General features: G+C 42.0%; 16 protein-coding genes and 4 pseudogenes. 11 read left to right on the top strand and 9 right to left on the bottom strand.

Features of this window, described 5'->3' with window-relative positions:
• Positions 1-167: 167 nt before the first annotated feature.
• Together rpoZ and gmk are read right to left on the bottom strand one after the other, a co-directional pair.
• A complete protein-coding gene (gene rpoZ, locus HUK62_RS16320; protein ID WP_004978050.1) occupies positions 168-449 on the bottom strand; it encodes a DNA-directed RNA polymerase subunit omega in 282 nt (93 codons plus the stop codon).
• A 77-nt stretch (positions 450-526) separates the two neighbouring features.
• Entirely contained in the window at positions 527-1,150 is a 624-nt protein-coding gene (gene gmk, locus HUK62_RS16315; RefSeq protein ID WP_005401338.1) for a guanylate kinase, read from the bottom strand.
• A gap of 134 nt (positions 1,151-1,284) precedes the next feature.
• Here gmk and ispH point away from each other — a divergent pair, with 134 nt between their 5' ends.
• Complete coding sequence (gene ispH, locus HUK62_RS16310) at positions 1,285-2,235, top strand: 4-hydroxy-3-methylbut-2-enyl diphosphate reductase (RefSeq protein ID WP_004978047.1); 951 nt, start codon at positions 1,285-1,287, stop codon at positions 2,233-2,235.
• A gap of 214 nt (positions 2,236-2,449) precedes the next feature.
• Here ispH and HUK62_RS16305 read toward each other — a convergent pair whose 3' ends face one another.
• Positions 2,450-3,382 carry an IS5-like element ISAjo1 family transposase gene (locus tag HUK62_RS16305; protein WP_176538364.1) on the bottom strand — a complete coding sequence of 311 codons (933 nt, stop codon included), beginning with the start codon at positions 3,380-3,382 and terminating at the stop codon, positions 2,450-2,452.
• 54 nt (positions 3,383-3,436) lie between these two features.
• Here HUK62_RS16305 and HUK62_RS19305 point away from each other — a divergent pair.
• The 5 genes and pseudogenes from HUK62_RS19305 to rplS form a co-directional block, all read left to right on the top strand.
• A pseudogene (locus HUK62_RS19305) lies at positions 3,437-3,554 on the top strand (IS3 family transposase); the annotation flags it as partial.
• Positions 3,555-3,844: 290 nt separating this feature from the next.
• Entirely contained in the window at positions 3,845-4,102 is a 258-nt protein-coding gene (gene rpsP / locus HUK62_RS16300; protein WP_004718284.1) for a 30S ribosomal protein S16, read from the top strand.
• Positions 4,103-4,130: 28 nt separating this feature from the next.
• Entirely contained in the window at positions 4,131-4,679 is a 549-nt protein-coding gene (gene rimM / locus HUK62_RS16295; RefSeq protein ID WP_005401336.1) for a ribosome maturation factor RimM, read from the top strand.
• A 26-nt stretch (positions 4,680-4,705) separates the two neighbouring features.
• Complete coding sequence (gene trmD / locus HUK62_RS16290) at positions 4,706-5,446, top strand: tRNA (guanosine(37)-N1)-methyltransferase TrmD (RefSeq protein WP_005401335.1); 741 nt, start codon at positions 4,706-4,708, stop codon at positions 5,444-5,446.
• Between the two features lie 140 nt (positions 5,447-5,586).
• Positions 5,587-5,961: a 50S ribosomal protein L19 gene (gene rplS, locus HUK62_RS16285; RefSeq protein WP_004691454.1), complete on the top strand. Its 375-nt coding sequence runs from the start codon at positions 5,587-5,589 to the stop codon at positions 5,959-5,961.
• A gap of 58 nt (positions 5,962-6,019) precedes the next feature.
• Here the strand turns inward: rplS and HUK62_RS16280 are convergent.
• Positions 6,020-6,799: pseudogene (locus tag HUK62_RS16280) on the bottom strand (triacylglycerol lipase); the annotation flags it as partial.
• Positions 6,800-6,834: 35 nt separating this feature from the next.
• Between HUK62_RS16280 and HUK62_RS16275 the strand changes: the two are divergent.
• Positions 6,835-7,182: an IS630 transposase-related protein gene (locus HUK62_RS16275; RefSeq protein ID WP_039890557.1), complete on the top strand. Its 348-nt coding sequence runs from the start codon at positions 6,835-6,837 to the stop codon at positions 7,180-7,182.
• 17 nt (positions 7,183-7,199) lie between these two features.
• Positions 7,200-7,673: pseudogene (locus tag HUK62_RS16270) on the top strand (IS630 family transposase); the annotation flags it as partial.
• A gap of 11 nt (positions 7,674-7,684) precedes the next feature.
• Here the strand turns inward: HUK62_RS16270 and HUK62_RS16265 are convergent.
• The 3 genes and pseudogenes from HUK62_RS16265 to HUK62_RS16255 form a co-directional block, all read right to left on the bottom strand.
• A pseudogene (locus HUK62_RS16265) lies at positions 7,685-7,879 on the bottom strand (lipase); the annotation flags it as partial.
• Positions 7,880-8,052: 173 nt separating this feature from the next.
• Entirely contained in the window at positions 8,053-9,018 is a 966-nt protein-coding gene (locus tag HUK62_RS16260) for a triacylglycerol lipase (RefSeq protein ID WP_176538363.1), read from the bottom strand.
• 54 nt (positions 9,019-9,072) lie between these two features.
• The gene (locus tag HUK62_RS16255) at positions 9,073-10,104 is read right to left on the bottom strand and encodes a lipase secretion chaperone (RefSeq protein WP_005401330.1); all 1,032 of its coding nucleotides are present in this window, start codon (positions 10,102-10,104) and stop codon (positions 9,073-9,075) included.
• Positions 10,105-10,258: 154 nt separating this feature from the next.
• Here HUK62_RS16255 and truB point away from each other — a divergent pair, with 154 nt between their 5' ends.
• From truB to HUK62_RS16240, 3 genes are all read left to right on the top strand, one after another.
• Positions 10,259-11,164 carry a tRNA pseudouridine(55) synthase TruB gene (truB, locus tag HUK62_RS16250; protein WP_005401329.1) on the top strand — a complete coding sequence of 302 codons (906 nt, stop codon included), beginning with the start codon at positions 10,259-10,261 and terminating at the stop codon, positions 11,162-11,164.
• A 34-nt stretch (positions 11,165-11,198) separates the two neighbouring features.
• Positions 11,199-11,966, top strand: coding sequence for a TSUP family transporter (locus tag HUK62_RS16245; RefSeq protein WP_005401328.1), 768 nt, complete (start codon positions 11,199-11,201; stop codon positions 11,964-11,966).
• A gap of 158 nt (positions 11,967-12,124) precedes the next feature.
• Positions 12,125-12,583: a hemerythrin domain-containing protein gene (locus HUK62_RS16240; protein WP_176538362.1), complete on the top strand. Its 459-nt coding sequence runs from the start codon at positions 12,125-12,127 to the stop codon at positions 12,581-12,583.
• A 41-nt stretch (positions 12,584-12,624) separates the two neighbouring features.
• Here the strand turns inward: HUK62_RS16240 and HUK62_RS16235 are convergent, their stop codons facing one another.
• Both HUK62_RS16235 and HUK62_RS16230 read right to left on the bottom strand, forming a co-directional pair.
• Positions 12,625-13,497, bottom strand: a complete 873-nt coding sequence (locus HUK62_RS16235) for an EamA family transporter (protein WP_005401327.1) — start codon at positions 13,495-13,497, stop codon at positions 12,625-12,627.
• Positions 13,498-13,675: 178 nt separating this feature from the next.
• Complete coding sequence (locus HUK62_RS16230; RefSeq protein WP_005401326.1) at positions 13,676-14,551, bottom strand: EamA family transporter; 876 nt, start codon at positions 14,549-14,551, stop codon at positions 13,676-13,678.
• Positions 14,552-14,592: the final 41 nt, after the last annotated feature.

Raw genomic sequence — 14,592 nt, 5'->3', positions numbered from 1 at the left:
AACATATTGCATGAGTTGTCAAATTTTTCATTGAGAGAAAAGCAAAAAAGATACACCTAAACCACGATGAATCCTATCTTCTAGTTATAACGTGTATTGCACAAATATAAAAGTTATCCAATAAAAAAGCCTAGTTAAAAACTAGGCTTTTAAGCGATAAATTTTTCTTATTGGAAAGAAAAACCATCTAAATTCAAATTGTTTGCAGAAAGTGCAAGATCAAGACTCGAAGTTTGGTAGTCTTGCTCACGTTGTTTCAAAATATCTTTAGAAACATGACCGATTGCGATTTCACGTAATGCAACAACAGTCGGTTTGTCATTGTCCCACTCAACAGTAGGTTCAATGCCTTGACGTGCCAATTGACGCGCGCGTTTGCTTGCCACTAGTACAAGCTCAAAGCGGTTGTCTACATGGTCTAAACAATCTTCAACGGTTACGCGTGCCATAAGAGTTCTCGTTACAAAGGCTAAAATTAAACAGACTGTGCAGTATAAAGTGCTTTGTCTGTAGACTCAAGTTTTAATCACTTTTCAACTGGGGTGATCAGCTCAGAAATCATTTTCTGATGACGACTTGCTTGCTGAGTAATGACTAAACGATTGGCAATAATCACAGACTCAAGATCGTGCAAAGCTTTATTAAAGTCATCGTTGATAATGACATAGTCGAAGTTAACATATTGTTGCATGTCTTCAACTGCACAGCCTAAACGCCGCTCAATCACTTCAACCGAGTCTGTGCCACGGTTAGACAGACGCTGACGCAGATCAAACTGGCTTGGTGGTAAAATGAAAATTTGTTTAGAGTCAGGAAAAAGCTTGCGAACTTGCTGTGCGCCTTGCCAGTCAATTTCTAATAGAACATCATGACCTTTCGCGAGTTGTTCTTTCACAGTAGCTTGAGCTGTACCATAGTAATTGCCAAAGACTTCAGCGTATTCAATAAAACCACCTTGTTCAACCAAGGCCAAAAATGAGTCTTTTTCGGTAAAATGGTAATGTACACCATCAAGTTCGCCGGGACGTTGCCCACGTGTAGTATGAGAAACAGAAACGTGAAGATTCGTTACACGATCGAGGAGGGCTTTTACGAGGGATGTTTTGCCTGTTCCTGAAGCTGCAGAAACGACAAACAAGAGACCCGACATGATATTTTTCCTGATATGATAAAATATCTTCTCTATTTTAGAGCAGACAAGGTTTAAACGAAATAGCAAGGCGTCACTTTGTTTGCATTTATTTTATTAGTTTCCGCTGATTGAAAAGTGGTATCGAGGAACATATGGAAATTGTATTGGCCAATCCACGTGGTTTTTGTGCAGGTGTTGACCGTGCGATTGCCATCGTAAATCGTGCACTTGAGTGTTTTAATCCCCCCATTTATGTAAGACATGAAGTGGTACACAATAAATTTGTCGTGGACGATTTACGTCAACGGGGTGCAATTTTTGTCGATGAGCTAGATGAAGTACCCGATGACAATATTGTAATTTTTAGTGCGCATGGGGTTTCTAAAGCGGTACAGATCGAAGCCGAGCGTCGTGGTTTAAAAGTTTTTGATGCAACCTGTCCATTGGTGACCAAGGTTCATATTGAAGTTACTAAATATGCTCGTGAGGGAGTTGAGGCTATCTTAATTGGTCATGAAGGCCACCCTGAAGTTGAAGGTACCATGGGGCAATATGACCTGAAAAATGGTGGTGCGATTTATTTGGTTGAAGATGAACAAGACGTGGCTGAGCTTCAAGTGCATCATCCTGAGCGAGTGGCTTTTGTGACTCAAACAACTTTATCGATCGATGATACTGCAAAAGTGATTGATGCTTTACGGGCGAAATTTCCTGAGATTCAAGGGCCGCGTAAAGATGACATTTGTTATGCGACTCAAAATCGTCAAGATGCGGTGCGTGATTTAGCAACCCAATGTGATGTGGTGTTGGTGGTCGGTTCACCAAACTCATCGAATTCAAATCGTTTACGAGAATTGGCCGAGCGAATGGGTAAAGCGGCTTATTTGGTCGATAATGCAGATGAACTTCAACAGGCATGGTTTGAAAATATTGCTAAAGTTGGCGTCACAGCGGGTGCATCTGCACCTGAAATTTTAATTAAGCAAGTGATTCAACGATTACAAGACTGGGGTGCAACACCACCACAAGAGCTGGCCGGAACGGAAGAAAATATTACCTTTAGTTTGCCAAAAGAGTTACGTATTGCAGTAACTCAAGCCTAAAGTGTTAATTTCATTTAATAAGTTTTTATATGTAGTTGAAAATGCCCCTTCTTTAAAAAAAGGGGGCATTTAGTTATTGATAACTGATAGAGGATGGGGTGACGGATTTAACTGTGACTGGGATAGAGTTGCCAGCAGCATCAGAATTTCCTAGTACAACATGGCTTTGTTGCATAAAGATTTAAAAGTTAAATTTACCCTGTTCTACTCAAATTCAAGTGACAACTTGGGTGAGAGGTCGACCTAACTCCGTAAATTTATTTAATACTGCCACACGTGCATGCATTTCATTGACTTGACTTTGAAAGTTTCTCGTACTGAGTTTATCCCCCAATAATTTGATGCAATGCATCTTGGTTTCGACCAAACTTCGCCGATGATAGCCTGACCATTTTTTCCATAGTGTCCTGCCGAAACGTTTAACTGTTCGAAGTAATTCATTTCGCTCTCGCGAATGAACTTTGTTATCTTTCCAAGGCTTTGTATTTTTTCTGGGTGGAATCACTGCATACGCTTGCCGATCTGCAATGACCTGACGGCATTGTTTGGTGTCATAAGCCCCGTCTGTATAGACTGAATCAATCTGCTCATCCAATGGGATTTGATCAAGTAAATCTCCAAGGACTTGCGAATCACTGACATTATTTGTTGTCAGCTGTACAGCTCGTATTTGCAAGGTTCTAGCATCTATACCAATATGTAATTTACGCCATTGCCGACGATATTCAGGCTGATGTTTCTTACGTTTCCATTCACCTTCGCCTAAAAACTTAAGGCCAGTTGAGTCTATCAATAGATGTAATCCTTCATGACTTTTTTGATAGCTGATCGCAATATCAATCTGCTTTTGTCGTCTGCAAAGTGTGGAATAATCTGGTGCTGTCCAACTTAACCCACTGAGTTGAATTAGGCTTTGCACAAAGCCTGTGACCATACGCAAAGAAAGTCGAAAGATAGGTTTGATCATCAAACAGCACTGAATTGCTGTATCAGAATAAGTTTGATTTCTTCCATGCTTAGCCTGTGGCTGAGCATACCATTTAGTCTGAGGATCGAACCAAGTTGAAATATTTCCTCGCTTGATTAGAGCTTGGTTATAAGAGGACCAATTCGTTGTGCGATAAATTTTAGATGCAGGATTCTTCATTTGGAAATTATATTGCTGAAGAAGCCTTTAAGAATAGCTTTGTGCAACAAAGCCCATCGCAACTATAAAACTAGAGAAGAAGCTAAAGCAGATATTACAAAATACATAGATAGAGCTATTTTATAATCAGCAGAGAATTCAGAAAGGATTAGATTTTAAGACACCAAATTAAATGGCAGAGGACTTTTACAAGTTGGCTGCCTAGAATCTCCCAAGTGGAAGTGTCCTATTATTTCAGCACACATCACAAAGGAACAGACATTAATAGCGGTTCTGCCTGTACTCCTTCAGCCACCTCCAACTGGGACGGCAGATAAAATCCAAATTCAAAATTGTGGATAAACAAATTTTGATCTTCCTTTCGCAGTAAAGATAACGTAAAATATTGCCCTCTATGAAAGGGGTTTGAAATGTTCCGGTGGTCGGGGCAGGGATAATCCGTAAAAACTATAAGGTTGTATCATGGTAGTTATTCGTCTTGCACGCGGTGGTGCTAAAAAACGTCCGTTCTATCAAGTTATTGTAACTGATAGCCGTAATGCACGTGACGGTCGTTTCATCGAACGTATTGGTTTCTTCAACCCAACAGCTCAAGGTAAAGCAGAAAAACTTCGTTTAGATGCTGATCGTTTTGCACACTGGGTTGCTCAAGGTGCTCAACCATCTGAACGTGTTGCTTCTTTAGCTGCTCAAGCTAAGAAAGCTGCAGCTACTGCATAATTTTTGCTAATTAAGTAGTAGGTAGCCCATGACACCAACACAGAATGTTCCCGAAGATCGTATTCAGATTGGACAGTTACGTTCAGCATATGGATTAAATGGGTGGCTCTGGATCTATTCCAATACAGAACCGATGAGCAACATCTTTGACTATCTGCCTTGGTACATTGAAACCAAAGCAGGTTGGCAAACAATAGATGTAAAACGTTGGAAACCGCATGGCAAAGGCTTAGTTGTTTCGCTCAAAGGCGTCATTGATCGCACTGCAGCAGATAACCTAGTTGGCGCAAATGTTTGGATTTCAAAAGCGCAACTTCCTAAAGCAGGAATGGATGAGTTTTACTGGTCAGATTTGAAAGGCTTAACAGTGTTAGGTTTGGATGATGAAGAACAAGAAGTAAATCTCGGAAAAATCCATGAAATGTTTGAGACAGGTGCCAATGATGTGATGGTGGTTCACGCAACACCAGACAGTATTGATACTGAAGAACGTATGATTCCATGGCATAAAGATGTGGTGCACCGCGTTGATCTCGAAGCTGGTCGTATCTACGTTAATTGGGGCGTAGATTACTAATTATTTTGGAAATACGGGGGTCTGCGATGTTTTTTGCAGTCATTACGCTTTTTCCTGAAATGTTTGAAGCGATTACAGCCTACGGTATTAGCGGGCGTGCAGCAAAAAGTGATTTAGTACAAGTAACTTGTATTAATCCTCGTGATTATGCTGAGGGCAACTACAAACGAGTGGATGAACGTCCATTTGGTGGTGGTCCAGGTATGGTGATGATGGCTGAGCCTCTGGCAAAAGCAATTCAACATGCCAAAGAGCTTGCCATGCAAGCAGGTGCAGTTCATGTTCCTGTGGTGTATATGTCACCGCAAGGAAAAACCTTAAATGAGCCTGCAGTACAACAATTTGTCGACTATGATGGATTGATTGTGCTGTGTGGTCGTTATGAAGGGGTCGATGAACGTTTGATCCAAAAATATGTTGATCAGGAATGGTCCATAGGGGATTACGTTTTATCGGGTGGAGAACTTCCTGCGATGGTTTTATTAGACAGTATTATTCGGAGACTTCCGGGTGCAATGTCTGATGAACAGTCTCATGTGCAAGACTCATTCGTGGATGGTCTTTTGGACTGCCCACAATATACCAAGCCAGACCATTTTGAAGGTTTGGATGTCCCTGAAGTCTTAAAGTCGGGACATCATGCCAATATTGAGAAATGGCGGTTTTTGCAGCGTTATCAACGAACACAACAACGCCGACCTGAGTTGGTGGACAATGTAGAGTTGACGAAGCAGCAAAAGAAATGGCTAACAGATTTGAATACTTAATTCAGAGTATTCTTTTAATAGGCTCTTTGTGCATTGAAGTGGTCAAGCATAAAGAGAAAGATAATCGGGTCTATGCGATTTAGCCTCTATACCCAGCGGATATCAGACCTCTTCTGACCCGCACATATTGGAGATACCCCATGAGCGGTAAGCATCCTTTAGTACAAGCTGTTGAAAATGCACAGCTTAAACAAGACATCCCAGCTTTTGCACCAGGCGATACAGTTATCGTTCAGGTTAAAGTAAAAGAGGGTGACCGTGAGCGTCTTCAGGCATTTGAAGGTGTTGTAATCGCGAAGAAAAACCGTGGCTTGAACTCTGCGTTCACAGTACGTAAAATTTCTAGCGGTGTTGGTGTTGAGCGTGTTTTCCAAACTCACTCTCCAATCGTTGCTAAAATCGAAGTGAAACGTCGTGGTGACGTTCGTCGTGCTAAACTTTACTACCTACGTGAATTGTCTGGTAAAGCTGCACGTATTCGTGAAAAGTTACCAGCTCGTAAAGTTAAAGCTTAATTTTAAGTTTTATACGAGTAAAAAATGCGCCCAATGGCGCATTTTTTATGCCTAAATTTTAGAGTCCTTGAAGCTTCAATCGGTTGGCGTGTTGTCGGTAAACATCAACAGGGTCTGGAGCAAAAATAGAACGTAATCCAAAGAACTGGTTAATCACATCTAAATGGTTCCAATTATAGTTATCGCGCACGGTCTTACCATACTTGGCACTACAACGTGAAACTAAGCCATCGTTATCATTGGGCGCTTGCATGAGTAAGCCTGTCGCCGCCAGTAATGAGTCTGGATCAAGTACGTTCGTCAACGTTGAGTTGCCAGAGAAAGAGTAAAAATAAATTCCATTTTCTTTCGCTAAACCTTCACCACAGCTTGTTTTTGGCATACCCAGTGGATATTTTTGTGCAAAAGCTTTAGCCCCAGCTTGACTTAAACTTTTACCCGCACCGAGTGCATCATGTGGAAGTGAGTTTGGGTTTTGCTGTTGTGCCCAAACAATAGCCTTGGACCCAAAGTTGATTAAGCCCACCAGTGGTTGTTCTAGCGGTGTACCTTGCGCGGAAATAATCAAATCCGCCACAGGAGAGCCTTTTAAAGGACTAGAAATGGCTGTTGCAGACGCGATTTTATTGGGCATAACATTTGAGACATAAGCAATACTATGCCCGCCGTGACTATGCCCAAGCAAATTGACTTTGGGTGCTCCTGTAATCGCTAAGATTTCACCAACTTGTTGCAGCAGTTGTTCACCACGAACTTCAGATGTGTTGAATGGAGAAACGCGTGTTGCCCATGCGTTTGCACCGTTACGGGCTAAATCTGGCAAGATTTGATACCAATATAGTCAACACGTCAAAAAACCAATACAATACTGATATGAGTTATCCAATACATTTTAGAAAAAAAATATTAGCCAAGCTTGAAGAAGGTCAATCTATCCGAGCGGTTGCTCAGCACTTCGAAATTAATAAAAATACAATTGTCGAATGGAAAAAGCGAATCGAAATAAAAAGAACTCGACCAAGAAAACCATCTAAAGTTGATGATGATGCCTTACGTGCAGATGTTGAGCAATATCCTGATGATTATCAATATGAACGCGCTGCTCGTTTTGGTTGTGCTACTTCTACAATTGGAGATGCGCTCAAGCGTCTAAATATTACAGTTAAAAAAAGACCTTACGGCACCCGAAAGCAAAAACAGAACTCAGAGAGCAGTATTTAAAAGATTTAAACCGATTAAGGTATCAACACCCGATCATCTATCTTGATGAAAGTGGATTTAAATCTCATGAACATAGACCTCATGGTTATTCAAAACAGGGAACTCCTTGTTATGGAACATATAATTGGCAATTAAAAAATCAAACCAATGCAATAGGAGCAATCCATGAGGGTAAGTTATTTGCAGTGGGTTTATTTGATAGCAAAGTAAATTCGGATGTATTTTATTTTTGGGTAGATCAGTTTTTATTACCAGAACTACCCTCGAATAGTGTAATTGTCATGGACAATGCAGCCTTCCATAAACGACCAGATATACAAGATCTATTAAGCCAACATGGGCATCAAATACTTTGGTTACCACCTTATAGTCCTGACCTTAATCCTATTGAAAAAATGTGGGCATGGGTGAAAGCAAAAAGGAAAAAATGGTTGGTTAACTCAATAGATAAGCTTTTTAGTCGTTTCTTTAACGAGTGTATGGGTAATTAAGCGGTTTGACTATAATCCACACCAAGTTCATCGGTTCCTGCTCGAATCCAGCCACCCATACCATGTGCAAAAACCAAAGGGTATTTGGTCTTTGCATAATTAGAGGCAACGTAGTTTGATTTAATTTGTGAAGCAGCTGCTTGCGTTTGTGTAACAGCAAGTGCGCAGGTCGACAGCAGTCCAGCTATCAATAATCCATATTTCATTGATCATCCTCGTTTTTTAGTTTTTATGACGACAATTTAAGTTGTCAAAAATGAGTATAAAGGTGAGGGAGGAGGAGCGTAGAGAAATCCGATTAAATTAAATACAGTTTGTAACTGGATAATTCTAGGAGGCATCCCTCCGAAACGTTAAAGATTCGAAGGGAAAAATAGAACTAGAGTCCTTGCATTTTTAAGCGATTGGCATGTTGGCGATAGACATCAACAGGGTCTGCGCTAAATAGTCCACGTAGTCCCATAACTTGGTTGACCTCATCTAAATGGTTCCAGTCATAGTTATCACGGATGACTTTACCGAAGTGTGTACTACAGCGTGCCACTAAACCATCATTGTCTAAATGTCCATAGGCCAAAGGCCCCAACAGTGAGATCGCACTATCTGCGACATCGAGAATGTTCGTGACTTGAGACGTACCAGTCCACGAATAGTAATACACGCCATTGCTGGATGTTGCACCGCTCTTGTTACAGTCCGAAGCCAGTGCTGTTGTTGGATATTTCTGATTAAAAACACTGGAACCTTGCTCACTAATTGAGGTGAGTGATGCTGTTAAATTGCTTTTTAAGGCAGGGTTACTTTGCCCATAAGCAAGCATAGGACCAATAATATAATCCACCGCTAGACTGAGTAGTTGCGTTCCACCTTGATTGGCGAGAAGTTTATCCGCGACTTTTGAACCTCTAAACGTTGCCCCCACACCTGTCAGTGAGGCCACATATTGCGGTTTAACTGCTTCTACATAGCGGATGGTTGGTCCACCATGGCTATGCCCAATCAAATTGACTTTAGGTTTATTGGTTAGGGCGATGACCTCTTCAACTTGTTGTAGTAACTGTTCACCTCGTACTTCAGTTGATTCTAAAGGGGAAATTTGTGCTGCAAAGGTGGTCGCACCATTTCGAGCCAAGTCGGGTAAAATTTGATACCAGTAATCTAGTCCAAGTTCGGCAACGCCCACTCGGCTGAACCCAAACATGCCATGAGTAAATAGCAATGGATATTTAGTTTGAGCATAATTACTTTTTACGCTTGCAGTCACCGTCTGCAATCCAGCTGTGGCTGTGGTTGCGCTGAGTCCAAGGCTGGTAACCAGACCTACGAGTGACATTGTTTGTATCATTCTTTTCGTTATAAACATTTTTTTCATCCTGAAAAAGTCAAACACGGTATAGCTTTAATCTGCGAACGGAAGTTTTCCTCCCGTGTCATGCGTGGTTTCAAAGGCTCCTAGTCGAAGTTGTTCTTGTGAATTATTAAACTGTTGATCACGTAGTTTTTGAATGGCTTGCTGCTGCGCGTCTTGACTCATGTTGCTGTTGAGAATGCTGTCGCGTTGTTCTAAGTAGGTATTGACCCGAGATTTCCAATTGTTTCGATCTTTGTCGAGTTTTTCTAAGCGTACGGTCGCTTCGGCACCGACAAGATTCTGGCGCATTTGGCGAATTTCTTCGGCAGAGCCGCCGCGCGCTTTAATATCTGAGGTCAGTTTACGCAGATCTTCGAGTTTGGAGAGTTGTTCTAGGTTTTCTTTCCAATCTTCAGGCAGTTGAGCAAACAACTCTTTCAGTTTCTGCGCTTTTTGTACTTCAGTTAAGGACTGATCTGCCATGATGCTCATGCGGTCTAAGGTATATTCATGGTAGGTATTTTCAGCGCCAAAGAGGCCTTCGATTTCATAGTCGGAAAAGAACTGGCTACGTAGGTTTTTCATCAAAGTAAAAATTTTACGATAGTACTCAGGGTCTTCTTTATTTAGGCTTGGCTCCTTCAGGCTACCCAATTGCACACGATAATCTATATAGCGAGTCCAAAGATCTAAAATCTGCTTAAGCGCAGGTTCTTGATAACCTTGCTGGATATAGGCTTTAAAATCTTGCTTGATCTGGTCAATATTTTTTTCACCATATTGGGTAATGAAATATTCAAAACAGTTACGTGTTTGTTCATTAACAACTAAGCGATTATTTTGGTCGAGCACCAGTTGGCAGTTGACTTCAGTGTCCTGTTGGCTGTTGCTGACAAAAGGCAGCCCCGATGCATGTGGCAAGTCTGACGCTGCGGGTAATAAGCCTGTCGTATTTTGAGCACTAGAGCGAATCGGCCCTTGGTTTGAGCCAACAGTTGCATTGGGTGCGAGCCAAATGAGAAAACCAAGAATGACAACGATGATCACGGCGAAAATGAGCCATAATTTCTTTTTTTGCATATCCTATGCCTAACATCCCTATTGTATTTTTTATTTGGTTCATATGAATGAACTCAGTTTATTCTGAAACAAAAGAGCAAATAAACAACAGAAAAGTTGTAAAACTAGACAAGCGGTTGATAGTATTGCGGCAGCTTTAAGACGTGTCTATGTTATGAAATCATCTGCTTCAAAAATCCAGCGCCGTGCCGTGAATGGTGTATTTTTATTGAATAAGCCATTGGGGATTAGTTCAAATGCGGCATTGCAAAAAGTACGTTGGTTATACCGTGCGCAAAAGGCGGGGCATACGGGAGCGCTTGATCCATTGGCATCGGGACTGCTGCCGATTTGTTTGGGCGAAGCGACCAAGTTTTCACACTTTTTGTTGGACTCGGTGAAGCGCTACCAAACCACCATTCAGCTGGGTCACAGTACCACCACAGGTGATGTAGAAGGTGAGCAACTGTTAAAGCAGGCTGTACCTGAGTTAACCGAAGATTTGATTGAAGCCGTTTTGGCTCAGTTTATGGGTGATATTAAGCAAGTTCCACCAATGTATTCCGCTTTGAAGAAAGATGGTCGTCCTTTATATGAGCTAGCCCGTAAAGGGATTGAAATTGAGCGTGAAGCCCGTCCGGTTACCATCTCTGCGATTGAGTTGCTTTCATTCACAGCAGACAGCGTCACCCTTGATATTACCTGCTCGAAAGGCACATATATTCGTGTTTTAGGCGAAGATATTGCGAAGGCATTGGGTACTTATGGTCATTTAACTTATTTACACCGTATTAAAACAGGTCATTTTGATCTGATTCCAAGTTATACCATTGAGTATTTGGAAAGTTTGTCTGAACAAGAGCGCGAAGCACTGTTGTTACCTGTATATGCACCTGTAGATCATTTTCCTAAAGTACAAGTTCCAGAAGGACGCAGTGAATACTTTAGTCGCGGTATGGAAAGTAATACTGAGCATACGGCCGAAGCACAGGTCTTGGTTTTCGATGGGGAAAAATGCTTAGGCTTAGCTGAAGTTACGGATAAGAAAAGATTGGTTCCAAAGCGGGTTTTAAATCTATAATCGAAATATATCACTCGGTAAAAAAGGATAAGGCGTGGACATTGACATTATTATCAGTCTGATCTTTTTTGCCTTTTGTGCAGGCGCAATTGACGCTGCCGTTGGCGGTGGTGGGCTGATCCAAATTCCCGCTTTGATGAATGCCTTTCCGTCGATGGCGCCTGCCACTTTATTTGGCACCAACAAATTAGCGGCAGTGGTGGGTACAGCCACTTCAGCCGTTTCCTTTGCCCGTAAAGTTCGCTTTGAATGGAAACTTTTGGCTGTGGTCGCAGTATGTGCCACCATCAGTTCATTTGGGGGCGCGGCTAGTGTCGCTATGATTCCAAAAGAGGTTCTCCAACCCTTTGTCTTGCTCATGTTGATTGTGATGGCGGTCTATACCCTCATGAAGAAGCAATTTGGGCAAGTGCATATGGCGCAAACTGTGACGCCTAAAATTTTGTTGTTGGCGGGTCTCGGAAGTTTAGCCATTGGCTTTTATGATGGTTTGTTTGGCCCAGGCACGGGCAGTTTCTTTATTTTCTATTTTATTCGCTATTTACGCGTTGATTTTTTGCATGCGGCGGCATTGGCTAAAATTGGCAATGTGATGACCAATCTTGCGGCGCTAAGCTTTTTCATTCCCTCGGGGCATGTGCTCTTTGCTGTAGGAGGCACGATGGCCGTCGCAAATATGATCGGGTCTATTTGTGGGGTAAAAATGGCGCTGAAATATGGCAGCGGCTTTATTCGTATTTTATTTCTTATTTTGGTAACTATTTTAATTCTCAGATTGAGCTATCAAATGTTTTTGATGTAATGGTGCGATATCTTTAAAACTTCATTACAAAAAACGCGCAGTCTGTGACCTCATTTCTCGTTTATTGCATTTAAGATCAATACAGCGCACTCAATGCTGTGCCAAGAAGCTTTTCAATAAAAAATGATGTTTTAAGTTGAACTGAACTGGAGCATAGAATGAATATATTTGAAGCCTTAAGAGAAAGTCACGTTATACAACGAAATTTGGCTGAACGACTACTCCAAACTTCAGGGGATACGCCTGAGCGCCGTGAGCTATTTGAACGCCTTAAAAATGAATTATTTGCCCATGCTGTGGCAGAAGACCGTTATTTTTATATCCCTTTAATGATGACTGATTCGGGTCTTAACATTACCCGCCATGCTTTGGCAGAACACCATAAAATGGATGAGTTATTGGAACAATTGACCGAGACGGAGTTCTCCAATCCGGGCTGGTTGGCAATTGCAAAAAAATTATCGGATACTGTACATCATCACTTACAAGAAGAGGAGCATGGTTTTTTTCAGCAAGCCGGAAAAATTTTACTCGATGCTCAAAAGACTGCGCTCGCCAAGCAGTATCAGCAGGAATACAAAAAGTACAAAAAAATTGAAAAAGACAGTTTGGTTTAAGTCCATTTTAAACAAAAGATGGCGAGTGCCATCTTTTGTGATTAAATCGCGTCATCACTTTGCTGTTTGGCTCTAAAGGTAACCCCAACAGAGGCAATCATAATGCAAACCAGCGCCAACGTTTGCCACATGCTAATTTGTTCTTTCAGTAGTAACCAACCTGCCAAGGCTGCTAAAGCCGGTGACAAACTTGAAAGCGTCCCATAGCTGAGTTTACTTAAACGTTTCAACGCCATGAGGTCTAGAGCATAGGGAATGGTTGTGGCGAGTAGTGCAATCAATAAGGCTTTGGGCCAGTATTCCGTTTGCATTAGCGCTGTAGGGTTATGCGTGGCGCTAATGGGCAGTAGCACCAAGGCTGAGATCACAATAGCAATACTGAGGGCATGCATGCCGATATTTTGACGGACGACTTTTTGCCCAAAATAAATATACAGCGCCCAGCACGCACCCGCTGAAACCGCAAATGCAGCACCTAAGAAAGAGAAGTTGGTTGCATTCGCTTGATGCCACGGCACCATCAGTGCAATGCCTAAAATCGCTAATCCGACCCAGATATAATCACGACGTTGTTTAATCGAGAGTAGCGCTAAAGTTAAAGGACCTAAAAACTCTAAACCGACGGCAATACCTTGCGGCAGTTTACCCAGCGAAGCGTAGAATAAAATATTCATGAGGCATAAGGCTGCCGTGTAGCTGAGTAAATCTTTCCACTTTAAATGCGGTAGGCGTTTCATGATGCTCCATGAGCGGAACATCAGCACAATTAAAATTGCCGCAAAGCACAGTCTAAGGGTCACCACGGTTAGCGGGTCAAGGATGGCAATCAACTGCTTGGCAAAAGAAGCACTGATTTGATAGGACAGCATGGACAAGACCATGAACATCACTGCCATCAGTTGAGAATTAGGCATCATGCACACATCAGGTCATGGCGACCTGTTATTTTAAGAAGGTGGATTAGTATAACGATTCACAACCCAAGTTGGATGCTGAATAAGCTGATTTTTTGAAATGCAACGACATGAATTTAAAAGTAATCGATAGAGCCGTTGGATTTAAAAGCTAAATTCAAACTCTGGATTACATCGTTTAAACTGTAGCTTGGCGGTTTTTCTGAGCTGTATAGGTACAACCAATAGATGCCATGATAATCACGCTAAGTGCAAGCCACTGTGACCACAATAGTTGCTCGCCTAGAAAGACAAAACCAGATAGTGCTGCAATGGCAGGCTCAAGGCTCATGAGCGTTCCAAAACTTAGAGCGGTTAAATTGCGTAGCGCAATCATTTCCAAGCTAAAAGGCAAAGCGCTGGCTAAAACTGCTAAAGCCACGAAATAAATCAGGTTTGAGGGTTCAAACACATTTGTGGGTAAACCACTGAATAGGGCAAGCGGCATTAATATCAGCATGCCGACAAACATGCCCAAGCACACGGTATGGTTGCCCGAAACACCCGATGGGCGCTGCCCCGCCACGATATACAAGGCCCAACATGCACCTGCACCTAGGGCAAATGCGATCCCAAGAGGATCTAAAGGTTGAGCTGCTTGGTCGAAAGGAAAAAGTAAAACCAAGCCTAAAATAGCCAGCCCGACCCAAACAAAGTCAAAGCGTTGTTTGGCATAAAACAGCGCAACACTGAGCGGGCCAATAAACTCAAACGACACTGCAATGCCGAGTGGCAGGCGAGCAATGGATAAATAAAACAATAGGTTCATACCTGCTAAAGCAAAACCATAGCTGAGAATGGCTTTATATTTGACTTGCTTAAAATCAACCTGCCAAATTTTAAACAGCACGGCCAAGATGATTGATCCCAACAGCAAGCGCATGGCGGAAACAGTTAAAATGGGAAATTGATCAAACAAAACTTTGGCCAGTGAACCACTACTTTGCAAGCTAAGCATTGCAATCAGCAATAAAAAGGTCGCTTGGAGGTGGGGAGTACTTTTTAGATTTGGCATTATTGGAATACTAGATAGGGAAGTGAATACTTGGAAAAAGT

The sequence above is a fragment of the Acinetobacter sp. NEB 394 genome (assembly GCF_013374795.1).
In the GTDB taxonomy this organism is placed as follows: domain Bacteria; phylum Pseudomonadota; class Gammaproteobacteria; order Pseudomonadales; family Moraxellaceae; genus Acinetobacter; species Acinetobacter johnsonii.
This window is presented reverse-complemented; position numbering and strand designations above follow the sequence as displayed.